Raw genomic sequence first — 24,144 nt, 5'->3', positions numbered from 1 at the left:
TTGGGTGTGCAAGGACCCGGACCTCAAGGTCGAGTTGTTTTCCTCAGTGCTGTACCGCAACAAAGGCGCCTACCTCGTGGGGCGTATCTACACCCGCGACGAACAATGGCCGCTGGTGATTCCGCTGCTGCACCGCGAAGGGCGTGGCATCCAGATCGATGCGTTGATCACTGACGAAGCCGACGTGTCGATCATCTTCTCGTTCACCCGTTCCTATTTCATGGTCGATGTACCCGTGCCAGCGGAATTCATCGGCTTTCTCAAGCGCATCCTGCCGGGCAAGCACATTGCCGAGTTGTACACCTCCATCGGTTTCTACAAGCACGGCAAATCCGAGTTCTACCGCGCGCTGATCAACCACCTGGCCACCACCGACGACCAGTTCATCATGGCCCCCGGCGTGCGCGGCATGGTCATGAGCGTGTTCACGCTGCCGGGTTTCAATACGGTGTTCAAGATCATCAAGGACCGCTTCTCGCCGTCAAAAAACGTCAACCGCGCCACGGTGATCGAAAAGTACCGCCTGGTGAAAAGCGTCGACCGGGTAGGGCGCATGGCCGACACCCAGGAGTTCGCCGACTTCCGCTTCCCCTTGAGCAAGTTCGAGCCCGAGTGCCTGGCCGAGCTGCTGGAAGTCGCCGCCGGTACCGTCGAAGTGGAGGGCGACACCGTGCTCATCCGCCACTGCTGGACCGAGCGACGCATGACCCCGCTCAACCTCTACCTCGACAACGCCAACCCCGCCCAGGTGCGCGAAGCATTGGAGGATTACGGCCTGGCGATCAAGCAACTGGCGGCGGCGAATATCTTCCCCGGCGACATGTTGCTGAAGAACTTTGGCGTCACCCGCCACGGCCGCGTGGTGTTCTACGACTACGACGAAATCTGCTTTCTCACCGAAGCCAACTTCCGCCATATTCCCGCGCCGCGCACCCCCGAGGATGAAATGGCCTCCGAGCCCTGGTATTCCATCGGCCCGCTGGATGTGTTCCCCGAAGAGTTCCCGCCGTTCCTGTTTGCCGACGCCGGGCAGCGCCGGTTGTTCGATGAGCTGCATGGCGAGTTGTACAACGCTGACTACTGGAAGGGCCTGCAGGACGCGATTCGTGCCGGCAAGGTGATCGACGTGTTCCCTTATAAGAGGAAAGAGCAGCCATAAGCTGCAAGCTGCAAGCTGCAAGGGGCAAGTGAAAGCAGGTCTGCCCTTACTTGCTGCTTGAAGCTTGCCGCTAGCAGCTGCTTTTCTGCGACAATCCGCCCCCTGCATAAATAGACGACCCAAACGCACCTGATGACTGACCAAGCACCCACCATCGACCAACTGCTCAAAACCCTCGATCACGCCATGCTCGCCGACCGCCACCGCTTGCGCCGGCAGTTGCTTGAGCTGCGCAAGAAGCCCGACGAGGACAAGTTGGCGCAGTGGGTGGCGCGCATGCAGGCATCGTGCGCGCAGGTCACGGCGCGGCGCGCCAGCCTGCCGGTGATTCGCTACGACGACAGCCTGCCGATTGCCGCCAAGCGCGATGAGATCAAGGACGCGCTGAACAAGCACCAGGTACTGATCATCGCCGGTGAAACCGGCTCGGGTAAAACCACGCAGTTGCCGAAAATTTGCCTGGAAATCGGCCGTGGCCAGTTCGGCCTGATCGGCCACACCCAGCCGCGCCGGATCGCGGCGCGCAGTGTCGCCAGCCGCGTCGCTGAAGAGCTGGCCACGCCATTGGGTGCGCTGGTCGGTTACCAAGTGCGCTTCGAAGACCAGAGTGACTCCAACACCCTGATCAAGCTGATGACCGACGGCATCCTGCTGGCCGAAACCCAGAACGACCGCTACCTCGAGCGCTACGACACGATCATCGTCGACGAAGCCCACGAACGCAGCCTGAACATCGACTTCCTGCTCGGCTACCTCAAGACCCTGTTGCCGCGTCGCCCCGACCTGAAAGTCATCATCACCTCGGCCACCATCGACCTGGAGCGCTTTTCCAAGCACTTCGACGATGCGCCGATTGTCGAGGTGTCGGGCCGTACCTTCCCGGTGGACACCTGGTATCGCCCACTCACCCTGGAACAGGACGAGGAGGGCAACCGCGTCGAGGACGACCTGACCGTCGACCAGGCGATCCTTGCCACCCTCGATGAAATCGCCGCCTATGAGCGCAGCGAACGGCGCAGTCCTGGCGACGTATTGGTGTTCCTGCCCGGCGAGCGCGAGATTCGTGACGCGGCCGACATGCTGCGCAAGGCCCAGCTCAAGCACACCGAGATTTTGCCGTTGTACGCACGGCTGTCGCCGGCCGAGCAGCAGCGCATTTTCCAGTCCCACCCGGGCCGGCGCGTGGTACTGGCGACCAACGTCGCGGAAACCTCGCTGACCGTGCCGGGCATTCGCTACGTGATCGACAGCGGTACGGCGCGCATCAGTCGCTACAGCTACCGCGCCAAAGTGCAGCGTTTGCCCATCGAGGCGATTTCCCAGGCCAGCGCCAACCAGCGTAAAGGCCGTTGCGGCCGGGTTGAGCCGGGTATTTGCGTGCGCTTGTACAGCGAAGAAGACTTTATCGGGCGCCCGGAATTTACCGATCCGGAGATCCTGCGCACCAACCTCGCTGCTGTGATCCTGCAGATGCTGCACCTGCGCCTGGGCGAGATCACCGATTTCCCGTTTATCGAACCGCCGGATGGCAAGGCCATCAGCGACGGTTTCAACCTGCTGCAAGAACTCTCGGCGGTAGACCGCAACAGCCAGCTCACGCCGTTGGGTCGCCAGCTTGCCCGCTTGCCGGTGGACCCGCGCATGGGCCGCATGTTGCTGGAAGCGGCCAAGCTGGGCAGTTTGCAGGAAGTGTTGATCGTCGCCAGCGCCATGTCGATCCAGGACCCGCGCGAGCGCCCACCGGAGCGTCAACAAGCGGCCGACCAGGCCCACGCACAGTGGAAAGACCCGGATTCGGACTTCGCCGGGCTGGTCAACCTGTGGCGCGGTTTCGAGGAGCAGCGCCAGGAACTGACCGCCAGTCCGTTGCGCAACTGGTGCCGCAAAAACTTCCTCAACTACTTGCGCCTGCGCGAGTGGCGCGACTCCCATCGTCAATTGAGCCTGATCTGCCGCGACATGCAGCTGAGCCTCAACAAAGAGCCCGCGGACTATCCGAAGCTGCATAAAGCGGTACTGTCCGGCTTGCTCAGCCAGATCGGCCAGAAGACCGAAGACGGCGATTACCTCGGCGCGCGCCAGCGTCGCTTCTGGATTCACCCGTCTTCGGGCATCGGCAAGAAGCGCCCGCAATGGCTGATGACCGCCGAACTGGTGGAAACCACCAAGCTCTATGCACGCATGGTGGCGAAAATCGACGCCGACTGGATCGAGCCGCTGGCCGGGCATCTGATCAAGAAAAACCACTTCGAACCCCATTGGGAGAAGAAGCGCGGCCAGGTGGTGGCCTTTGAGCAGATCACCCTGTTCGGGCTGATTGTGGTCGGGCGCCGGCCGGTGCATTACGGGCCGATTGACCCGGTGGTGTCCCGTGAGTTGTTTATTTGTGAAGGCCTGGTGCGCGGCGAGATTCAGTCCCGTGCCAAGTGCCTGACGGCCAACCAGAAACTGCTGGAGCAACTCGACGAGCTGGAAGCCAAGGCCCGCCGTCGCGACATCCTGGCCGATGAAGAAACCCTGTACGCCTTCTACGATGCGCGCCTGCCTGCAGAGATTCACCAGACCGCCACCTTTGACAGTTGGTACAAGGTCAACAGCCAGAAAGACCCGCAACTGCTGATCATGCGCGAAGAAGATGTATTGGCCCGCGAGGCCAGTGAAGTCACCGCCGCGCATTACCCGGACACCTTGCACTTGGGCGACCTGGCCCTGGCCTTGAGTTACCACTTCGAACCCAACCACCCCCGTGACGGCGTGACCCTGCGGGTGCCGGCGCCTTTGTTGCCGGCGTTGCCAGCCGAGCGCCTGGAGTGGCTGGTGCCGGGGTTGATCGAAGCCAAGTGCATCGCTCTGGTGCGCAACTTGCCCAAGGCGTTGCGCAAAAACTTCGTGCCGGTGCCGGACTTCGTCAAGGCCGCGCTGCAACGCATCGAATTCGGCCAGGGCTCGCTGCCCCAGGCGCTGGGGCGTGAATTGCTGCGCATGACCGGTGCGCGGGTCAGCGATGAGGCGTGGGCCGAAGCGGCGCAACAGGTGGAAAACCACCTGAAGATGAACCTGGAAGTGGTCGACGGCCAGGGCAAATTCCTCGGCGAAGGCCGTGACCTGGCCGAGCTCACCGCACGGTTTGCCGAAGCCAGCCAGGCGGCCTTGGCCGTGCCGCAAACCGCGAAAAGCCAGCAGCCGGTGGAGGCCAAGGTGTTTGCGGCGGTGGCGGAAAAAACCCAGCAGAACATCGCCGGCCTATCGATGACAGTGTACCCGGCACTGGTGGAAGAGAACGGCACGGTCAAGGAGGGGCGCTTCTCGACCGCCGCCGAAGCCGAGTTCCAGCACCGTCGCGCCTTGCAGCGCCTGCTGATGCAGCAATTGGCGGAACCGGCGAAATTCCTGCGCGGTAAATTGCCGGGCTTGACCGAGCTGGGCCTGATGTACCGTGAACTGGGGCGTATCGACGCGCTGGTGGAAGACATCCTGTTGGCCAGCCTCGATACCTGCGTACTTGAAGGCGAAGATAGCCTGCCACGGGATGGCGCTGGCCTGGCAGCCTTGGCTGAACGCAAGCGCGGCAGTTGGACTGAGCACGCCGAACGCTTGGCGCGCCTGACCCTGGAAGTGCTGAAGCTCTGGCACGGCCTGCAAAAACGCTTCAAAGGCAAGATCGACCTGGCCCAGGCCGTGGCCTTGAACGATATCAAGCAGCAACTGAGCAACCTGGTGTATCCAGGTTTTGTGCGGGAAACCCCGGCCCAGTGGTTCAAGGAACTGCCGCGTTTCCTCAAGGCCATTGAACTGCGCCTGGAAAAACTGCCGAGCCAGGTGCAAAAGGACCGCGTGTGGAGCAGCGAATTGGGCGGCCTGTGGGCGCAGTACCAGAACCGCCTGAACAAACACACCCAGGAAGGCAAGCGCGACCCGCAGTTGGAGCTATACCGCTGGTGGCTGGAGGAATACCGGGTGTCGCTGTTTGCTCAGCAGTTGGGCACCAAAGTGCCGATTTCCGATAAGCGCTTGAGCAAGCAATGGAGCCAGGTAGAGCCCTGAACCCCTGGCCCACTTGTAGGAGCGAGCTTGCTCGCGAAAAACGTCAACGATAACGCGGCTCTCCTGAATAAACGCGGCGCCTGTGAGTTTTTCGCGAGCAAGCTCGCTCCTACAGGTATGAGGACAAACCCCTCCCACAATTGGATGTTTGTCTGGCATATGGCGCCAAATCACCGGCGTTGTGGCAAACTTCGCGGTTACAAGATTAGATAAAGCGTTGCCAGTTTGATGCCTGCTGGACGGAATCAAACGACTTACAGTTTGGTACGACGGTACCAATATCTTCTGCCTGACAGATTTAGAGGAACGACCGTGCATAACGTCGTCATCAGCGGCACCGGCCTGTACACCCCGGCCAACAGCATCTCCAACGAAGAGCTGGTGCAGTCTTTCAATGCCTACGTACAACAGTTCAACGCCGACAACGCCGCCGCTATCGAACGTGGCGAGGTGCAGGCGCTGACCGAGTCGAGCGCGGCATTCATCGAAAAGGCATCCGGCATCAAGAGCCGTTTTGTGATGGACAAAGACGGCATCCTCGATCCGCAGCGCATGGCGCCGCGCCTGCCCGAGCGCAGCAACGACGAATGGTCGGTGCTTTGCCAGATGGCCATCGGTGCCGCCGAACAAGCCCTGCAGCGCGCCGGCAAGACCGCCGCCGACATTGATGGCGTGATTGTCGCCTGCTCCAACCTGCAACGCGCTTACCCGGCGATCGCCATTGAAGTCCAGGAAGCCTTGGGTATCCAGGGTTTCGGCTTCGACATGAACGTGGCGTGTTCCTCGGCCACCTTCGGCATCCAGAACGCGGCCAACAGCATCCAGTTGGGCCAGGCCCGGGCGATCCTGATGGTCAACCCGGAAGTCTGCACCGGCCACCTGAACTTTCGTGACCGTGACAGCCATTTCATCTTCGGTGATGCCGCCACGGCGGTGATCCTGGAGCGTGCTGACCTGGCGACGTCCGAACATCAGTTCGACGTGGTGAGCACCAAGCTGCTGACCAAGTTTTCCAACAACATTCGCAACAACTTCGGCTTTCTCAACCGCACGGCGGAAGAGGGCATCGGCGCCCCCGACAAGCTGTTCGTGCAGGAAGGCCGCAAGGTATTCCGTGATGTTTGCCCGATGGTGGCCGAATTGATCGGCGAGCACTTGGCAGAAAACCAGCTGAGTGTCACTGATGTGAAGCGTTTCTGGCTGCACCAGGCCAACCTGAGCATGAATCACTTGATCGTGAAAAAACTGCTGGGGCGCGAGGCATCGGTGGAAGAAGCGCCGGTGATCCTCGATACTTACGCCAATACCAGCTCGGCCGGCTCGGTGATTGCGTTTCACACTTATCAGGATGACCTGCCCAAGGGCGCGGTTGCCGTACTCAGCTCCTTTGGTGCCGGGTATTCGATTGGCAGTGTGATCCTGCGCAAACGCTGAGTGTGTGGCCGGACGCGGTCAACTGTGGGAGCTGGCTTGCCTGCGAAGGCATCGGCTCGGTGTGCCTGAATCACTGAGTTGTCTGGATCGCAGGCAAGCCAGCTCCCACATTGAGCGTATTTCCACGGCAATATTGAGGTAATCGATGGCAGCAGCGGACGATGCGCACCTGCTTGAACGCCTGCTCAAGGGTGAGCAGCGGGCTTATAAGGATTTGGTCAACACTTACCAGAGTGCGATGCGCGCAGTGGCGTATGCCATCGTCGGCCAGCGCCATGCCGATGAGGTGGTGCAAGATGCCTGGCTCTCGGTGGTGCGCAACCTGGCCAAGTTCGAAGGGCGATCGAGCCTCAAGACATGGTTATTGACGATCACTGCCAACTCCGCAAAGAGCCGTTACAAACAAAATCGTCGGGAAGTCCTTCTCGACGATTTGCCCTCACCCCACGGCACCATTGGCGATGACCGCTTCAGCCCGGATGATGGCCATTGGGCTGTCGCCCCTTACGCTTGGCACCAGGACACCCCGGAAGCGCTGCTGACCGAAGATGAACTGCGCAAATGCCTGGAGCATACGATTCTGAGTTTGTCCGAATTGCAAAGCAGTGTGCTGGTCCTGCGTGAACGCCAGGGCCTGGAACTGGAAGAAATCTGTAATCTTCTGACCCTTTCACTCTCCAACGTCCGTGTGCTGTTGCATCGAGCGCGGCTTAAAGTCTTCGCCACGGTGGAGCATTTTGAGGAAACGGGCGAATGTTGACCTGTAAAGAACAAGTAGCGCGTTCCAGTGACTATCTCGATGGGCAATTGACCTTTCGGGAGCGTCTGCTGGCGCGTCATCACTTGATGTTTTGTCCGAACTGCCGGCGCTTTATCCGTCAGATGCGCCTGATGCAGGCAACGCTCAAGCGCATGCCTCAGGAACCGGTGGAGGGTGTTGATGCGCTGGCCGAACAACTGGCCGCCGAGCGGCTTAAAGACATCATGTAGGAGCGAGCTTGCTCGCTCCTACATGTTAAGCGTTAGAACTTGGCTTCAGCATCCAGCTGCAAGGTGTTGGTATCTGCATCCCGCTGGGTCCGGCTGGCGAAGTCAGCCTTGGTCAGGAAGTAGGTGGCGCCGATGGCGAAGTTCTTGTCGATGTCATAGCTGACTTTCATCTTGTGACCGCGCGAGCCGGTGGTGCCGTTGGCGAAGTCCGAATCGGTGAAGGCGCCTACGACGGCGTTACGTTGAACGTCGCGGTAGTTGTAGTCCAGGTTCAAACCGAACACCTTGGACTTGGCACCCAGCAACCAGGCGGTGTCCTGGTCGGTCACCGCATCGTTGTTTTTCACGTACTGGCCGTAGAACGACAGCGGCACGGCCAGGCCACCGATGTCTGCTTGCGCAAAGCCTTCGTACAAGCGGAATTCATTGTTGGCCGAGTTGCCGTTGACCGCCAATGCGCAAGGCGTGGTGGTGGTTGTGCAGCGGCTGTCTTCGTCATTCTTGTAGGCGTAGATGCTGCCGCCCAAGGTCATTTTCAGGTTGTCGGTGACCGAGAACCGCGTGCCCAACTGGCCGGACGTCAGGCGCAGGTCATGGCGAAATTGCACGCCGTCACCGTCCACGTTGTCCTTGAGGTTGTAGTTACCCAGGCTACCGAACAGCTCAGCGCTGCTACCCAGTGGGTATTTGTAGGTGACGGCCAGGCCTTCAGGGTTGATGTCGCTATCCCAGATCACATCGCCCATGTTCACCCACGGCTGCAGCATCTTGCCGCCGATCACGTGCAGGTTCTTGATCTGGTCCGGGTGGTAGTCGATGTAGCCGAGGTCCAGCCAGATCGACTTTTTATCGAAGTAACCATCCTGGTCCTGGTTGGTGGAGCGTGCATCATCGCCGCCGCCGGTGGCGATACGGATACCGGTGTCCACTTGCGGGTTGATTTCGGTGTAGGCACCCAGGCGGGCACGAATGCGTTGACGGTCTTTGTCACGCCCACCGTTGTTGGGCTCGCCGTCGATCTTGATGGTTTCCTGGCGGAAGCGCACGTCACCCTTGAACTGGGTCTTGGCTGCCCAAGCCAATTTCTGGTCGAAGCTGCTCAGCTCGTTGGTTTTTTTCGCAGTGGCCGCGATCTGCTCGTTGGTCTCTTGTTGAGCCTGGCGTGCGATCTGCTGCTCTTTCTGATCCCTGGCCAGTTCCATTTGCAGTTCGGTGTACTGCGCCGCGGTGATCTGGCCGTTGGCCTTGAGCATGTCGAGCAATTTAGCGTCGACTGCAGCGCTGGCCGGAACGCTCAGTGCCAGCAACAGGCCGCCACACAGGACCGCCGCAGTTTTAGTGGAAGCAAGACGCATATCAATCTCCGAAAGTGAGGAGGGAGGGCAACACCCTCCAGGACACAACCGACCCATGACGGACGGAAAAAATGTCGCCCGGTAGACCCGGACGCTCTAAAAACTGGCGTCAGTATCGCGACCGTTTATGACGGAGTAGTGGCTAAGTGATTTCATCTAGATGACAAATCGTTACGCAACGGAACTAAGGGTTTTGACGTCTGTCCGCGTGTTTTGAGGATGTGTGCGCGGCTGTGATCAGCGATACTCCCCAGCTTTTCATGCCAAGAAACAATGAGGATGCCGATGCCGCTGCAACGCCTGGACAGCCTGTCCGATATCGCTGCGCACACGTGGGATGCCCTGATGCCACAGGCCCAGCCGTTTATGCAGCATGGGTTTCTCAGTGCGCTGGAAGACAGCGCCAGCGTCGGCCCGCATTCGGGCTGGCAGACGGAGCACTTGCTGCACTGGGAAGGCGACCGGCTGATGGCGGCATTGCCGGGTTATCGCAAATGGCATTCTTATGGCGAGTACGTGTTCGATCACGGCTGGGCCGACGCCTGCGAGCGCGCCGGCATCGACTATTACCCCAAGTTGCTGACGGCCGTGCCGTTCAGCCCGGTCGGTGGGCCGCGCGTATTGGCTGCCAGTGCCGCAGACGCTTTCGAATTGCTTAATAGCCTGCCGGGGTATCTGGAGATCGAGGGCCTGTCGAGCGCCCATATCAACTTTACCGATGCCCTCGCCGATGAAGCCATGGCCCAACACCCCGGCTGGTTGCAACGCCTGGGTTGTCAGTTTCATTGGCAGAACCGTGGTTACCGCGACTTCCAGGATTTCCTCGACGCCCTGAGTTCACGCAAGCGCAAACAGATGCGCAAAGAGCGCGAACAAGTGGCAGGGCAGGGTATCGAGTTCGATTGGTTGCAAGGCCATGAGCTGAGCGAATCCCAGTGGGATTTTGTTTACGCCTGCTACGCCAACACCTACGCGGTGCGCCGGCAATCGCCCTACCTGACCCGCGCATTTTTCAGCCTGTTGGCTGAGCGCATGCCGGCAGCCATACGCGTAGTCTTGGCCAAACAAGGCACGCGCCCGGTGGCCATGGCCTTCAGCCTGCTCGGTGGCGACAGCTTCTATGGTCGCTACTGGGGTTGCCTGGCGGAATTCGACCGCCTGCATTTCGAAACCTGTTTCTACCAGGGCATGGACTACGCCATCGCCCACGGCCTGCAACGCTTCGATGCAGGTGCCCAGGGTGAGCACAAATTGATTCGCGGGTTTGAGCCGGTGATTACGCGGTCATGGCACTACCTGCGCCACCCGGGGTTGAAGAACGCTGTGGAAGATTTTCTTGAGCGTGAACGGGTGGGGGTTCTGGCGTATGCCGAAGAGGCGAGGGCGGCTCTGCCTTATCGGCACTCTGACGGCACGTGAAACACCCTGTAGGAGCGAGCTTGCTCGCGAAGAACGTGCAGACGACGCGGGATTACAGCTGTATGCACCGCGTCATCGTTGGCGTTTTTCGCGAGCAAGCTCGCTCCTGCAGGGATTGGGTCAAGCTGTTTTTTCTGTACCCAACCATCGGTACGTAATGCCGCCGATCACCGCGCCGAGGATGGGCGCGAGCCAGAACAGCCACAATTGCTGCAGCGCCCAGCCGCCGACAATCAACGCAGGCCCTGTGCTGCGGGCCGGGTTGACCGAGGTGTTGGTCACCGGGATGGAGATCAGGTGGATCAGCGTCAGCCCCAGGCCAATGGCGATGGGCGCGAAGCCTGCCGGGGCTCGACGGTCGGTGGCGCCAAGGATGATCAGCACGAACATCGCCGTCATCACCAGCTCACAGACAAAGCCTGCCGCCATTGAATAACCACCGGGTGAATGCTCGCCATAACCATTGCTTGCCAGCCCGGAGGCCAGTTCGAACCCGGGTTTGCCGCTGGCGATGAAGTACAGCAGTGCGGCGGCGATGGCGCCACCGATCACTTGCGACACGATGTAGGCCGGCAACTCCCTGGCCGGGAATCTGCCGCCGACCACCAACCCCACCGAGACGGCTGGGTTAAGGTGACAGCCGCTGATATGCCCGATGGCAAATGCCATGGTCAGCACCGTGAGCCCAAAAGCCAGGGACACCCCGAGCAGGCCGATGCCGACGTTGGGGAACGCTGCGGCCAACACCGCACTCCCGCAGCCACCCAACACCAGCCAAAACGTACCCAGTCCTTCCGTTACGGAACGTTTGAACAGTGACATGAACACTTCCTTAGATTGCTCTATCTGATTAACGGTCTGTGTGGCTTCCCTGCTGCCTTAAATCAGGGCCCTCCTGGGGCCTGATTGCAGTACAGCAGGATTGTGTCGCAAGACCAGCCAGATAGAGAAAGCTGTCAGAATTGTTCGGAATTGAGCGGGGCTTTACTCAGCAAAATCAGTCTATGCCGACAAAACCCCCGGTCTGATGCTGCCATAACCGCGAATAAAGCCCGCCGTATGCCAACAACTCGGAATGGCTGCCGCTTTCGGCAATCTGGCCTTTTTCCAGCACCACCAGGCGGTCCATTCGTGCGATGGTCGACAACCGGTGTGCAATTGCGATCACCGTCTTGCCCTGCATCAAGGTTTCCAGGCTCTCCTGGATCGCCGCTTCCACTTCAGAGTCCAGCGCAGAGGTGGCTTCGTCCATGATCAGGATCGGCGCGTCCTTGAGCAGCACGCGGGCGATAGCGATACGCTGGCGTTGCCCGCCGGAGAGTTTCACCCCACGTTCACCCACATGGGCATCCAGCCCGGTGCGGCCCTCGGAATCCGACAGCAGCGGGATGAATTCATCGGCGCGGGCCTTGTGCACCGCCGCCCACAGTTCTTCGTCAGTCGCGTCGGGCTTGCCATACAACAGGTTGTCGCGGATCGAGCGGTGCAGCAACGAGGTGTCTTGGGTGATCATGCCGATTTGTGCACGCAGGCTCTCCTGGGCTACCTCGGCGATGTCCTGGCCGTCGATGAGGATGCGCCCGCCCTGCAGGTCGTAAAGGCGCAGCAGCAGGTTGACCAGCGTCGACTTGCCCGCGCCGGATGGGCCGATCAAGCCGATCTTTTCCCCGGCCTTGATCTCAAGGTTGAGGCCGCCAATGATTCCGCTCTTCTTGCCGTAGTGGAAGTCCACTTGCTCAAAGCGTACCTGGCCGTGGGGTACCGTCAGGCGCGGAGCGTTTTCACGATCGATAACGGCCAGTGGCTGGGCGATGGTCTTCAGGCCGTCTTGCACAATGCCGATGTTTTCGAAGATGCCGTTGACCACCCACATGATCCAGCCGGACATGTTGACGATGCGGATCACCAGGCCGGTGGCCAGGGCAATCGCGCCCACGGAAATCAGCGACTGGGTCCACAGCCACAGGGCCAGGCCAGTAGTGGTGACGATCAGCAGGCCGTTCAGAATACAGATCACGGTGTCCATGCTGGTGAGCACGCGGGCGGCCAGTTGGGTTTTTTCGGTCTGCTCGATGATCGCTTGCTTGGCGTATTCCTGTTCGTTCTGCGTATGGGCGAACAGCTTCAAAGTGGTGATATTGGTGTAGCCGTCGACGATTCGGCCCATCAGTTTGGAGCGCGCCTCGGAGGAAATCACCGAGCGTTCTTTCACCCGAGGTACGAAGTAACGCAGGGCCAGGCTGTAGCAAACGATCCAGGTGATCAGCGGAATCATCAGCCGCCAGTCGGCCTCGGCAAACAACACCAGGGCACTGATGGCGTAGATCGACACGTGCCAGATAGCCTCCGCGGTCGCCACCGCCGAGTCACGCAAGGAGTTGCCGGTTTGCATGATCCGCTGGGCGATGCGCCCGGCGAAATCGTTTTGAAAGAAATTCAGGCTCTGCTTGAGCACGTAGCTGTGGTTCTGCCAGCGAATCAGGCTGGTCATGCCAGGGTTGATGGTCTGGTGCACCAGCAAGTCATGCAGTCCGTTGAAGAGCGGGCGCAACAACAGGGCGACCACGGCCATCCAGATCAGCTCGGCGCTGTGGATCTGGAAAAAATTCGCCGGTGGCGTGCCCTGGGCCAGGTCGATGATGCGGCTCAGGTAGCTGAACAACGCAACTTCGATCAGGGCGCCGACCAGCCCCACCACCAGCAGCGCGGCGAAGCACGGCCACACCTGGCGCAGGTAATAGAGATAGAAGGGCAGGACTTTTTCGGGAGGGGCCGCGCTGGGGGCGTCGCGGAAAATATCGATCAGTTGTTCAAAACGACGATAGAGCATTAGGTTTGACGCCCGCCGGGCGGGCTCTCCTTTCAAAGGTGCACGGTGCCATGCGGGCACCGTGCAAAGCTGCCTGCGGACCTCAGTCGATGCGCTTGGCCGACTTGATGATCACAGGATCGATAGGCACGTTCTGCATGCCTTGCTTGGTGGTGGTCTGGGAGTTGACGATGATGTCTACCACGTCCATGCCCTTGACCACTTTGGCGAACACGGCATAACCGGCATCGCGGCCCGGGTCGAGGAAGGCATTGTCAGCCACGTTGATGAAGAATTGGCTGGTGGCCGAGTTCGGGTCATTGGTGCGAGCCATGGACAAGGTGCCACGCACGTTATGCAGGCCATTGCTGGCTTCGTTCTTGATCGGTGCTTCGGTCGGCTTTTGCGCCATTTGCTGGGTGAACCCGCCGCCCTGGACCATGAAGCCGGGGATCACGCGGTGAAAGATCGTGTTGGTGTAGAAGCCCTTGTCGACATAGGCCAGGAAGTTCTTGGTGCTGATCGGCGCCTTGACCGGGTCCAGTTCGATTTCAATCTGGCCGTTGGTGGTGTCGAGCAACACGTGTGGCGCCTTGGCCGGCTCGGCCGCCATCAGGTTGGCAGCGAACAGGGCGGAACCGGCAAAGAAGGCGATTTTTTTCAGCATGGGTCAGTGATCCTGGGTAGTGGTTTCGACGGTCTTTAGAAACTCGAGCAAGGTCGCGTTAAAGACCTCGGGTTGATCCAAGGGCGTGGCATGGCGGGAATCTTCGATGACCACCAGCCGCGCATCGGGCAGCAGTTTTACATAGATTTCTTTCTGCGCCACGGGGGTGTAGTCATGGTCGGCGCTGATGACCAGGGTTGGACAGGCAATTCTCGACAGTTGTTCCTGCACGCCCCAGCCCACAATGGCGTCGAAGCTGGCGAGATAAGCACGTTTGTCGTTGCTTGCCCAGCGTTCGGCCATCTTGCGGCGCAGGTCGGCCTGCTCAGGTTTTGGGAACAGCCGATCGCCCAAGGCCTTGCCGATGGTGCCCAGGCTGAGCACGCGGGCCAGGGTCCAGCGTTTGGCCCACTGCCAATAGTCGTCGGCACTGCGCACCTTGACCTCAGGCGCGCTGTTGACGATGCACAGGCTTTTGACCCGCAGGGGTTCATCCACCGCCAGTTGGAAGGCGATCATGCCGCCCATGGATAAACCCACCACGTGGGCCGCTGGCAGGTCCAGGTGTTCGATCAGGGCGACCAGGTCGAAGGTAAACCCTTTGATGCTGTAGCGCTCCCGGGGTTTGTCCGAGCGACCATGGCCGCGCACGTCAACCACGATCAGGCGGTAGTGCCGGGCGAGTACCGGTATTTGCAGTTCCCAATCCTGGCTGCTGGAGCCCAGGCCGTGGATCAGGATCAGGGGGTTGCCATGGCCGTATTCCTCGTAATGCAGGCTGCAGCCTTCATGATCGAACCAGGCCATGGATGAACTCCGTTTCAGGCTTGTTGGGGAGCGGCGAAGGGCGCGTCCAGGGGAGCGGTGTCAAAGGTGCGCAGCAATTCCACGAGGATCTGCGTGGCGGGCCCCAAGGGTTTGTCTTTGTTGGAGTACAGGTAAAACGTCGGGTTGCGACTGCCACCTTTTTCCAGGGGAAGCTGCTTGAGCACGCCTTCCTTGAGTTCGCGCTCGATCATGTGCCGGGGCAGCCAGGCAAAGCCCAGGCCGCTGCCGACGAAGGTGGCGGCGGTAGCGAGGCTGCCGACGGTCCAGCGCTGTTCGGCGCCTAGCCAGCCGACGTCGCGCGGTTGTTGGCGGCCCGAGTCACGGATCACAACCTGCATCTGGCTCTCCAGGTCGTGGAAACTCAGCTCACGGTTGAGGCGATGCAGCGAGTGATCGGGGTGGGCCACGGCGACGAACTCCACATCGCTCATTTCCGTGCCCAGGTAGCCCGGGATGATAAACCCGCAAATGGCCAGGTCCGCCATGCCGTCGAGCAGCAACTCTTCGACGCCGGACAGCACTTCTTCGCGCAGGCGCACCCGGCAGCCACGGCTTTGGGGCATAAAGGCGGTCAGCGCGCGAACGAGGCGTGCGCTGGGGTAGGCGGCATCCACCACCAGGCGCACTTCGGCTTCCCAGCCCTGCTCCATGTGATGGGCGAGGTCTTCCAGTTGGCTGGCGTTTTTCACCAGTTGGCGGGAGCGGCGCAGCAGCACTTCACCGGCTTCGGTCAGCACCGCCTTGCGCCCGTCGATACGCAGCAAGGGGACACCGAGTTGGTCCTGCATGCGCGCTACGGTGTAGCTCACTGAAGATTGCGAACGGTGCAGCGCTTCGGCGGCTTGGGCAAAGCCGCCATGATCGACCACGGCTTGCAAGGTGCGCCATTGATCGAGGGTAACGCGGGGCGCTTTCAAGATGAGCTCCTCTTGTCCTAAGCTGGCGGTCCTTATTGGAGACTGCCGAATGAGAAAATTGTGTTGTGTGTTGCTGGCGCTGCTGCCGATGAGCGCGTTTGCCTACCCTATCGATGTGACGAAAAAGATCGATGGCGTGAGCATTGATTACACCGCCTCCGATGTGGACGGCGACATCAGTTCGATCCAGCTGAACAACTACGGTACCCAGGACGCGGTGTGCAAGGTTACCTTCACCAACGGCCCGGAATCGCCACGCCGTCGCACCGTGACTGTGCCGGCAGGCAAAAGCACCAACACCACGGTCAAGTTCAACCGCGCCATCATCAAGATGCGCATTGCCTTGGACTGCGCCCCAAAATAAAGCGGTAGCGGGGCATGCCCACAGGAATACTCCGCTTATAAACGAATTTCTAGATGGGTTGTAGCAGTTTTTTGCGCTTTTTTATCGAATGGGCTCTGGTTAACCTTCTCTCCATCGACTTACAGCAATTACCGATGGAGCCTACGAAGCCATGTCCAATGTCCTGATCATCGAAAGCAGTGCGCGCCAGCAGGATTCCATTTCCCGCCAGCTCACCCAACAGTTCATCAGCCAATGGCAAGTCGCCCATCCGGCAGACCACATCACCGTGCGCGACGTCGCGCTCAATCCGGTACCCCATTTGGATGCCAACCTGCTGGGCGGTTGGATGAAACCGGCGGAGCAGCGTAACGACGACGAACAGGTGTCCCTGGACCGCTCCAACGAGTTGACTGACGAACTACTGGCCGCCGACGTGTTGGTGATGGCCGCGCCGATGTACAACTTCGCTATCCCCAGCACCCTCAAAGCCTGGCTGGATCACGTGTTGCGGGCCGGTGTGACTTTCAAATACACCGCCACTGGGCCCCAGGGCCTGTTGACCGGCAAGCGCGCCATCGTGCTCACCGCACGCGGCGGTATTCACACGGGTGCTACCTCGGATCACCAGGAACCGTACCTGCGCCAGGTCATGGCATTTATTGGCATTCATGACGTCACCTTCATTCACGCCGAAGGCGTCAACCTGGGCGGCGACTTCCAGGAGAAGGGCGTCAATCACGCCAAGGCACTGCTGGCCCAGGTGGCCTGAGGCGTTAATCGTCAGATAATCCCGTGCTGCTTATATAGCCCCACGCAAACCCTTCAAGTACGCGTATCGAACCTCCCTTTGCACTTTTTGCTCCTGAGTGCTCCTGCCCGACTGCCGCTTTAGCGAGGTCGGGTTTTTTTTGCGCCGAGTTTCTTCAACCTCCAAAAAGCTTTAATGTCGCGCCCATTCGAAACGAGGCGCGCATGGGCTATTTACTGGTTGTCACCCTGATTCAGGCATTTTCCTTCAGCTTGATTGGCGAATACCTCGCCGGTCACGTCGACAGCTACTTTGCGGTGCTGGTGCGCGTGGTGCTGGCCGGGCTGATCTTTATCCCGCTGACGCGCTGGCGCTCGGTGGAGCCCGCGTTCATGCGCGGCATGTTGGTGATCGGTGCATTGCAGTTCGGCGTGACCTACGTCTGCCTGTACCTGAGCTTTCGCGTGCTGACGGTGCCGGAAGTGCTGCTATTCACCATCCTCACGCCGCTGCATGTGACCCTGATCGAGGACGCGCTTAATCGCCGCTTCAACCCCTGGGCGCTGGTGGCGGCCCTGGTGGCGGTGGGCGGTGCGGCGGTGATTCGTTTCGATCAGATCACCCCGCACTTCCTGATGGGGTTCTTGCTGCTGCAATTGGCCAACTTCACCTACGCCGCCGGGCAAGTCATGTACAAACACCTGGTGGCGCGTTATCCCAGTGACCAGCCGCACTTCCGGCGTTTCGGTTATTTCTACCTGGGTGCCTTGTTGGTGGTGTTGCCGGCATTCCTGCTGTTCGGCAAGGCTGACTTCCTGCCGCAAGCGCCGCTGCAATGGGGTGTGCTGGTGTTCCTCGGGTTGGTCAGCACCGCGCTGGGCATGTACTGGTGGAACAAGGGCGCCTGCCTGGTCAATGGCGGCACCCTGGCGGTGATGAACAACCTGCATGTGCCGGTGGGGTTGCTGCTGAACCTGCTGATCTGGAACCAGCACGAACCGCTGGGCCGTTTGGCCCTGGGCGGCCTGGTGATTCTGGGGGCGGTTTGGATCAGCCGGCTGGGTGTACGTCGGGTGGTGTCGTCCCCATCGTGATCACCACCTTGCCTTTGGCGCGGCCTTGTTCGACATAGTCCAGGGCCGCCGCTGTGGATTCGAACGGAAAGGTACGGTCGATAACCGGCCGGATACTGCCGGATTCGACCAGCGCGGTGATTTCATCCAGTTGTGCGCCACTGGCACGCATGAAGACAAACTCATAGCTCACGCCTTGCTTGCGTGCTTTCCTGCGGATACCGCTGCTCAACAGGCCCATGACCAGGCCTAATACCCATGGCAGGTTCTGGGCGCGGGCGAAGGCGGGCGTCGGCGGCCCGGAGATGGAGATGAGCTGACCGCCGGGCTTGAGAATCTTCAGTGACTTGGCCAGCGCATCCGGGCCCAGGCTGTTCAGCACCACATCGTAATCCCGCAGCACGGCCTCGAAGGCTTGCTGTTTGTAGTCGATCACTACATCCGCGCCCAACGCCTTGACCCACTCCACATTGGCGGTGCTGGTGGTGGTGGCGACAAAAGCGCCCAAATGCTTGGCCAGTTGGATGGCGATACTGCCCACCCCGCCTGAGCCCGCATGAATGAACACCTTCTGGCCTTTCTTCAGCTTCGCGGTTTCCACCAGCACCTGCCACGCCGTAAGCGCGACCAGGGGCAGGGACGCGGCTTGCTCCATGGTGATGTTGTCGGGTTTGCGCGCCAGTGCGTCTTCGTGCACGGCAATCCGCTCGGCGAAGGTGCCGATACGTTGCTGGGGCGAGCGAGCGTAGACTTCGTCCCCCGGCTTGAAGCGTCGTACCGCAGCGCCGACACTGAGCACCACGCCGGCCAGGTCGTTGCCCAGTGTCAACGGCAATGCATAGGGCAGGATCAGTTTGAATTCGCCCTTGGCGATCTTTGCATCCAGCACATTGACGCTGCTGGCCCGCACCTGGACCAGCACGTCATGTTCACCCACAACAGGCGCGGGGGGCTCGATGAGACGGCCGGGCTGCTTGCCGTACCGTTCGATGGAAAATGCCTTCATGGTTCAACGCTCGTTGCTTCGGTGAGAAGGGCAGGCGCGGAGCACGCCTGCTACCGGTTGATCAGGCGTTGGCCAGGTAACGCTCGGCAACCTGGGACTGCTTGATCTGCGCCAGCAAGCCTTGCCGCGCAGCCTGCAACGCGTCCCAACGGGCGCCGTCCTGCAACGGCGGAATGGTCACCGGCTCGCGGCGGTCGAAACCGACCAGCGCTGCGTCCACCAGATCACCCACTTCCATCACGTCCGTGAGGGTGTTGATATCAATGCCCGCACGCTCCCAGATCTCGGTACGCGTGGCAGCGGGCAGCACGGCTTGCACGTACACGCCTTTGGGCGCCAGTTCCAGGCTCATGCCTTGGGACAGGAACAGCACGAACGCCTTGGTCGCGCCGTACACCGTCATGCCGAATTCCGGGGCCAGGCCCACTACCGAGCCAATGTTGATGATAGCGCCGTTGCCGGCTGCCGCCAGGCGCGGGGCGATGGCACTCGCCAGGCGTACCAGAGCCGTGGTGTTGAGGGCGACCAACTGCGCGACGCTTTCGGTGGACTGTTCAATAAAACTGCCGGACTGCGCGGCGCCTGCATTATTGACTAGCGTGCCAATGCTGGCGTCATCGCGCAGGCGCGCTTCAACTGCGGCCAAGTCAGCGCTTTGGGTCAGGTCGGCCGGGAGGATATCAACGCTGACGGCGTGGTGCTCACGCAGCCTGGCGGCGAGCGCTTCCAGGCGCGCGATGTCACGGGCGACCAGTACGAGGTCGTGGCCGCGTGCGGCAAAGCGTTCGGCGTAGGCGGCGCCAATGCCGGTCGAAGCGCCAGTGATCAGAACGGTAGTGGAAGTGCTCATGGTGTGATGCTCTGTGAGTGCGAGGAGGTTTTATGATGTCGATCATAATCAAAGCTGTCAACGATTTTGATTATGATCGACATCATAGTAATATGCCTATCTCGCAAGCTGGCAGGACCCTACACATGAAGATCACCAAGGCGCAGTCACAGAGCAATCGGGCCCATATCGTCGCGACAGCTTCCGAGCTGTTCCGCGAGCGGGGTTTCGATGGGGTGGGCGTGGCCGAGTTGATGGCTGCGGCCGGTTTTACCCAAGGCGGCTTTTACAAGCACTTCGGTTCCAAGGCGGACTTGATGGCGGAAGCAGCCGCCAACAGTCTGGCGCAGTCACTGGCCGACAGCGCGGAGATGGAGGTGGAGCAGTTTTTCGAGGTTTACCTGTCCAGGCAGCACCGCGACCATCGCGGCGGCGGATGCACATTGGCGGCGTTGTGTGCCGATGCCGCCCGTCAATCGGACACGCTGAAGGCGACCTTTGCCGACGGTTTGGAAAATACCCTGCAGGCCCTGGAAGCAAAGTACAACGCAGCTCATGAGACGCCAAAAGAAGGCGTGCGCGCGAAAATGCTCGACAGCATGGCCCATGCCATCGGCGCAATCATGCTGTCGCGGGCGTGCCCGGATGATTCCACACTGGCCTATGAAGTGCTTGAGGTTTGCCGCAAGGAGATTACGGCGTCACTGCCGTAATCCCGTTTGCATCACTCATGCCGTTTCGGCGATGGGTACCTGCGTGGCTCCGGCCAACGCCGGCAGCACGCCGGCGCGCAGGTCGTTGCCGCTCGGCTGCTGATACAGGCTCAGCCCGAACTCCGGCAACACTGCCAATAGATAATCGAAGATATCGCCCTGGATCCGCTCGTAATCGCCCCACGCCGTGGTGCGGGTAAAGCAGTAGATCTCCAGCGGCACACCCTGGGCGGTGGTTTGCATCTGGCGCACCATGCAGGTCATGTTCGGCTGGATGTCCGGGTGGCTTTGCAGGTATGCCAGTGCGTAGGCGCGGAAGGTGCCGAGGTTGGTCATGCGCCGACGGTTGGCCGACAGTTGCGCGCTGTGGCCCTGAGCCTCGTTCCAGGCCTTGAGTTCGGCCTGCTTGCGGCTGATATAGCCGCTGAGCAAGTGCACCTGGGTCATGCGCACTTCCTCCTCGTCGTTCAGGAAGCGTACGCCGCTGGCGTCGATGTACAGGCTGCGCTTGATACGGCGCCCACCGGAGGCCTGCATGCCACGCCAGTTCTTGAACGACTCGGACATCAGGCGCCAGGTGGGGATGGAAACGATGGTCTTGTCGAAGTTCTGCACCTTCACCGTGTGCAGGGTGATGTCCACCACATCGCCATCGGCACCCACCTGGGGCATTTCGATCCAGTCACCGACGCGCAGCATGTCGTTGCTGGTCAATTGCACACTGGCGACGAACGACAGCAGCGTGTCCTTGTACACCAACAGAATCACCGCCGACATCGCACCCAGGCCCGACAGCAGCAACAGCGGCGAGCGGTCGATCAGGGTGGCGACGATGATGATCGCGCCGAACACGAACAGCACCATTTTCGCCAGTTGCACATAGCCCTTGATCGAGCGGGTGCGTGCGTGTTCGGTGCGTGCGTAGATATCCAGCAGCGCGTTGAGCAGGGCACTCATGGCCAAAACCATGAACAGAATGGTGATCGCCAGGGCGACGTTGCCGATAAACAGAATGGCGGTCTTGCTCAGGTCCGGCACCAGGTACAGGCCGAACTGGACCACCAGCGATGGCGTCATCTGCGCCAGGCGATGGAAGACTTTGTTATGCCGCAGGTCGTTCAGCCAGTGCAGGGCCGGCTGCCGGCCGAGCAATTTGACCGCGTGCAGGATGAGGTAACGGGCGACCCTTCCCACCACCAATGCCACCACCAGCAACACCAGCAAGCCTAGGCTGGAATGCAGGACCGGGTGTTCATCGAGGGCGCCCCAAAGGTCTTGGACGTTGAGCCAGAGCTGTTTGATATCCATGAGTGAACCGATTCTTCTGTAAGACAACACGGGGCGATTAGAGCATTTAAGTGCAACAAAGTTGACGCTCTGGACAAAATCGCTGACAAAAAAGCAGCTGATTAGCCCCGTTCGCGTAAAGAAACTCGGTTTGGGCGCCCGAAACCGGTAACCTATGCAGCTGATATTTTGTATTTCTTCGAGGTAGCACCCGTGTTTTCCCAATTCGCCCTGCACGAACGCCTGCTTAAAGCCGTGGCCGAGCTTAAATTTGTCGAGCCTACGCCTGTGCAAGCAGCGGCCATCCCGCTCGCGCTGCAAGGGCGTGACCTGCGGGTGACGGCGCAAACCGGCAGCGGCAAGACCGCCGCTTTCGTCCTTCCGGTACTTAACCGCCTGATCGGCCCGGCCAAAGTGCGCGTCAGCATCAAGACCCTGATCCTGCTGCCGACCCGCGAGCTGGCCCAGCAGACCCTGAAGGAAGTCGAGCGCTTCTCGCAGTTCACCTTCATCAAGTCCGGCATCATTACCGGTGGCGAAGACTTCAAGGTCCAGGCCGCGATGTTGCGCAAGGTACCGGACATCCTGATCGGCACCCCAGGGCGCATGATCGAGCAGCTCAACGCTGGCAACCTCGACCTCAAGGAAGTCGAAGTGCTGGTGCTCGACGAAGCCGACCGCATGCTCGACATGGGCTTTGCCGATGATGTGCAACGTCTGGTCGGTGAGTGCGTCAACCGCCAGCAGACCATGCTGTTCTCCGCCACCACCGGTGGTTCGACCCTGCGCGATATGGTCGCCAAGGTGCTGAACAACCCTGAGCACTTGCAGGTCAACAACGTCAGCGACCTGAACGCCACCACGCGCCAGCAGATCGTCACCGCTGACCATAACGTGCACAAAGAACAGATCCTGAACTGGTTGTTGGCCAACGAGACCTACCAGAAGGCCATCGTGTTCACCAACACCCGTGCCGCCGCCGACCGTATCTACGGGCGCCTGGTTGCGCAGGAATACAAGGCGTTCGTGCTGCACGGCGAGAAAGACCAGAAGGACCGCAAGCTGGCCATCGACCGTCTCAAGGCGGGCGGCGTGAAGATCCTGGTGGCCACCGATGTTGCCGCACGCGGCCTCGACGTCGACGGCCTGGACCTGGTGATCAACTTCGACATGCCCCGCAGCGGCGACGAATACGTGCACCGTATCGGCCGTACCGGACGGGCTGGCAACGATGGCCTGGCTATCTCGCTGATCTGCCACGGCGACTGGAACCTGATGTCGAGCATCGAACGCTACCTGAAGCAGTCGTTCGAGCGCCGCACCATCAAGGAAGTCAAAGGTACGTACACCGGGCCGAAGAAGGTCAAGGCGTCGGGCAAGGCCGTTGGCGTGAAGAAGAAAAAGACCGACGCCAAGGGCGACAAGAAGAAAACCGGCGCCAAGTCGCCGACCAAGCGCAAGATCGCCAACCGGCCGAAGACCGACAACCTGTCGCTCGTCAGCAAGGACGGCATGGCGCCGCTCAAGCGCCGCAAGCCAGAAGCTCCGGCTGCCGAATAAGCAGTTGGGCATAAAAAAACCGGACAATGTCCGGTTTTTTTTCGCCATGATCGTTCCCACGCTCCGCGTGGGAATGCCTCCAGAGACGCTCTGCGTCGCGTTGTGCTCAATGCTTCCGCGCAGCCTCTCTGAGCTCCTTGAGCCGCGCATCGATCAACTGGCACTTGTCGGGAAACTCGGCGCTTTCGGTATCCAGGTCCATCTTCTGTAACTGGTCATTCATCTCCTTGGCCTTGGTCGGGTTCTGCTCTGTGAGCTTGGTCACTTCCTTGGCCAGCTCCTCGCGCTTGGCCGTGGCCTCCTCGGGCGTGCAGGCCCAGGCGGGCAGGGCGCTCAACAGCGTGGCGGCGAGGGTCAGCTTCATCAAGGTTTTCATGGTCGGACTTCCTTGGCAGTGATGTGCAGTTGAGGCGGCGAACCTCTGGAAAGTTCAGAGAAATGACGCCCGTCCGTTCGGTTGAACGGCCAGTGCCGGAACGTGTCACTCCCTTAGACGGGCTAACTCCATCGGCCTGCAGGAGGAATCAGGATGACGACTTACAATTGGGATCTGATCGAACGTCTGCTGCATGAAGTGCAGAACGGCGAAGGCAGCTTTGCCCCGCGCAAATACGCCGAACAAGAAGCGGCCGAGAAGGCGACGGCCGGCGAGGACACTGGCAACCTGGACGCACTCAAGAAGACCGCTGCCGATTACGAGGCGCTGCTGTTCAAGCGTGGCTTTATCGAGTCGCGGCCTGAGGAAGAGGGCGGCAATGGCGAGAATTTCATTCTGACGGCGCTGGGTGCGCAATTGCTGGCGCTGATCGACAGTTCGATTCCGGGCAATGATCATCCACGTCAGGTGTTGGATGAGCAGGAGGACGCGCTTGATCCGGCAACGTTCGCTGAAGTGGCCTCCAAAGCGCAGATCGCCTGATCTTCTTGTGCCCCGGCGCCCCCGAGGGAGCCGGGTGAACC

22 protein-coding genes are annotated in these 24,144 nt (G+C 60.4%); 12 read left to right on the top strand and 10 right to left on the bottom strand.

The features are described from left to right. The 5 genes from aceK to APH41_RS17035 form a co-directional block, all read left to right on the top strand. Positions 1-1,159: bifunctional isocitrate dehydrogenase kinase/phosphatase (gene aceK / locus APH41_RS17055; protein WP_054920250.1), on the top strand; the 1,159-nt coding region annotated here is incomplete at its 5' end. Between the two features lie 132 nt (positions 1,160-1,291). After that, complete coding sequence (gene hrpA / locus APH41_RS17050) at positions 1,292-5,203, top strand: ATP-dependent RNA helicase HrpA (protein ID WP_054920247.1); 3,912 nt, start codon at positions 1,292-1,294, stop codon at positions 5,201-5,203. Positions 5,204-5,515: 312 nt separating this feature from the next. Then, positions 5,516-6,637: a beta-ketoacyl-ACP synthase III gene (locus APH41_RS17045; RefSeq protein WP_034128411.1), complete on the top strand. Its 1,122-nt coding sequence runs from the start codon at positions 5,516-5,518 to the stop codon at positions 6,635-6,637. Between the two features lie 145 nt (positions 6,638-6,782). Then, complete coding sequence (locus APH41_RS17040; protein ID WP_014719433.1) at positions 6,783-7,397, top strand: RNA polymerase sigma factor; 615 nt, start codon at positions 6,783-6,785, stop codon at positions 7,395-7,397. Continuing rightward, a complete protein-coding gene (locus APH41_RS17035) occupies positions 7,391-7,627 on the top strand; it encodes an anti-sigma factor (RefSeq protein WP_054920245.1) in 237 nt (78 codons plus the stop codon). Before APH41_RS17040 ends, APH41_RS17035 begins: the two co-directional genes overlap by 7 nt. 32 nt (positions 7,628-7,659) lie before the next feature. Here the strand turns inward: APH41_RS17035 and APH41_RS17030 are convergent, their stop codons facing one another. Next, a complete protein-coding gene (locus APH41_RS17030; RefSeq protein ID WP_003193136.1) occupies positions 7,660-8,982 on the bottom strand; it encodes a putative porin in 1,323 nt (440 codons plus the stop codon). A gap of 285 nt (positions 8,983-9,267) precedes the next feature. Between APH41_RS17030 and APH41_RS17025 the strand changes: the two genes are divergently transcribed. Continuing rightward, positions 9,268-10,401: a GNAT family N-acetyltransferase gene (locus APH41_RS17025; protein ID WP_054920243.1), complete on the top strand. Its 1,134-nt coding sequence runs from the start codon at positions 9,268-9,270 to the stop codon at positions 10,399-10,401. Between the two features lie 120 nt (positions 10,402-10,521). Here APH41_RS17025 and aqpZ read toward each other — a convergent pair whose 3' ends face one another. The 5 genes from aqpZ to APH41_RS17000 form a co-directional block, all read right to left on the bottom strand. Then, positions 10,522-11,223: an aquaporin Z gene (gene aqpZ, locus APH41_RS17020; RefSeq protein WP_054920241.1), complete on the bottom strand. Its 702-nt coding sequence runs from the start codon at positions 11,221-11,223 to the stop codon at positions 10,522-10,524. 175 nt (positions 11,224-11,398) lie between these two features. Then, a complete protein-coding gene (locus APH41_RS17015) occupies positions 11,399-13,231 on the bottom strand; it encodes an ABC transporter ATP-binding protein (protein WP_054897840.1) in 1,833 nt (610 codons plus the stop codon). An 82-nt stretch (positions 13,232-13,313) separates the two neighbouring features. Continuing rightward, positions 13,314-13,877, bottom strand: a complete 564-nt coding sequence (locus tag APH41_RS17010) for a peptidylprolyl isomerase (RefSeq protein WP_034128293.1) — start codon at positions 13,875-13,877, stop codon at positions 13,314-13,316. A gap of 3 nt (positions 13,878-13,880) precedes the next feature. Continuing rightward, on the bottom strand, positions 13,881-14,684 hold the full coding sequence (locus APH41_RS17005) for an alpha/beta fold hydrolase (protein WP_054920239.1): 804 nt from the start codon (positions 14,682-14,684) through the stop codon (positions 13,881-13,883). A gap of 14 nt (positions 14,685-14,698) precedes the next feature. Further along, entirely contained in the window at positions 14,699-15,622 is a 924-nt protein-coding gene (locus APH41_RS17000; protein WP_003193120.1) for a LysR family transcriptional regulator, read from the bottom strand. 49 nt (positions 15,623-15,671) lie between these two features. Here APH41_RS17000 and APH41_RS16995 point away from each other — a divergent pair, with 49 nt between their 5' ends. The 3 genes from APH41_RS16995 (at position 15,672) to APH41_RS16985 (ending at position 17,810) form a co-directional block, all read left to right on the top strand. After that, positions 15,672-15,986: a 3-phosphoglycerate kinase gene (locus tag APH41_RS16995; protein ID WP_034128295.1), complete on the top strand. Its 315-nt coding sequence runs from the start codon at positions 15,672-15,674 to the stop codon at positions 15,984-15,986. Positions 15,987-16,137: 151 nt separating this feature from the next. Further along, entirely contained in the window at positions 16,138-16,737 is a 600-nt protein-coding gene (locus APH41_RS16990; protein WP_044275035.1) for an FMN-dependent NADH-azoreductase, read from the top strand. Between the two features lie 203 nt (positions 16,738-16,940). Continuing rightward, entirely contained in the window at positions 16,941-17,810 is an 870-nt protein-coding gene (locus APH41_RS16985; RefSeq protein ID WP_054920237.1) for a carboxylate/amino acid/amine transporter, read from the top strand. On the opposite strand, the gene APH41_RS16980 is transcribed toward APH41_RS16985, so the two are convergent. Next, the gene (locus tag APH41_RS16980; protein WP_054920235.1) at positions 17,767-18,795 is read right to left on the bottom strand and encodes an NADP-dependent oxidoreductase; all 1,029 of its coding nucleotides are present in this window, start codon (positions 18,793-18,795) and stop codon (positions 17,767-17,769) included. The genes APH41_RS16985 and APH41_RS16980 overlap by 44 nt on opposite strands. A gap of 61 nt (positions 18,796-18,856) precedes the next feature. Then, on the bottom strand, positions 18,857-19,645 hold the full coding sequence (locus APH41_RS16975) for an SDR family oxidoreductase (RefSeq protein ID WP_054920232.1): 789 nt from the start codon (positions 19,643-19,645) through the stop codon (positions 18,857-18,859). 125 nt (positions 19,646-19,770) lie between these two features. Here APH41_RS16975 and APH41_RS16970 point away from each other — a divergent pair, with 125 nt between their 5' ends. Next, positions 19,771-20,337 carry a TetR/AcrR family transcriptional regulator gene (locus APH41_RS16970; RefSeq protein WP_054920230.1) on the top strand — a complete coding sequence of 189 codons (567 nt, stop codon included), beginning with the start codon at positions 19,771-19,773 and terminating at the stop codon, positions 20,335-20,337. Positions 20,338-20,352: 15 nt separating this feature from the next. On the opposite strand, the gene APH41_RS16965 is transcribed toward APH41_RS16970, so the two are convergent. Continuing rightward, positions 20,353-21,645: a mechanosensitive ion channel family protein gene (locus APH41_RS16965; RefSeq protein WP_054920228.1), complete on the bottom strand. Its 1,293-nt coding sequence runs from the start codon at positions 21,643-21,645 to the stop codon at positions 20,353-20,355. 192 nt (positions 21,646-21,837) lie between these two features. Here APH41_RS16965 and APH41_RS16960 point away from each other — a divergent pair, with 192 nt between their 5' ends. After that, positions 21,838-23,184 (top strand): DEAD/DEAH box helicase, encoded by a 1,347-nt coding sequence (locus APH41_RS16960; protein WP_003193110.1) that lies wholly within the window; start codon positions 21,838-21,840, stop codon positions 23,182-23,184. Between the two features lie 106 nt (positions 23,185-23,290). Here APH41_RS16960 and APH41_RS16955 read toward each other — a convergent pair whose 3' ends face one another. Continuing rightward, positions 23,291-23,560, bottom strand: a complete 270-nt coding sequence (locus APH41_RS16955) for a hypothetical protein (RefSeq protein WP_054920226.1) — start codon at positions 23,558-23,560, stop codon at positions 23,291-23,293. 153 nt (positions 23,561-23,713) lie between these two features. On the opposite strand from APH41_RS16955, the gene APH41_RS16950 reads away from it, so the two are divergent. Next, positions 23,714-24,103 carry a hypothetical protein gene (locus tag APH41_RS16950; RefSeq protein WP_034128303.1) on the top strand — a complete coding sequence of 130 codons (390 nt, stop codon included), beginning with the start codon at positions 23,714-23,716 and terminating at the stop codon, positions 24,101-24,103. Positions 24,104-24,144 lie beyond the last annotated feature (41 nt).

Origin of the sequence: Pseudomonas sp. NBRC 111138 (genome assembly GCF_001320835.1) — a bacterium.
Lineage (GTDB): Bacteria > Pseudomonadota > Gammaproteobacteria > Pseudomonadales > Pseudomonadaceae > Aquipseudomonas > Aquipseudomonas paracarnis.
This window is presented reverse-complemented; position numbering and strand designations above follow the sequence as displayed.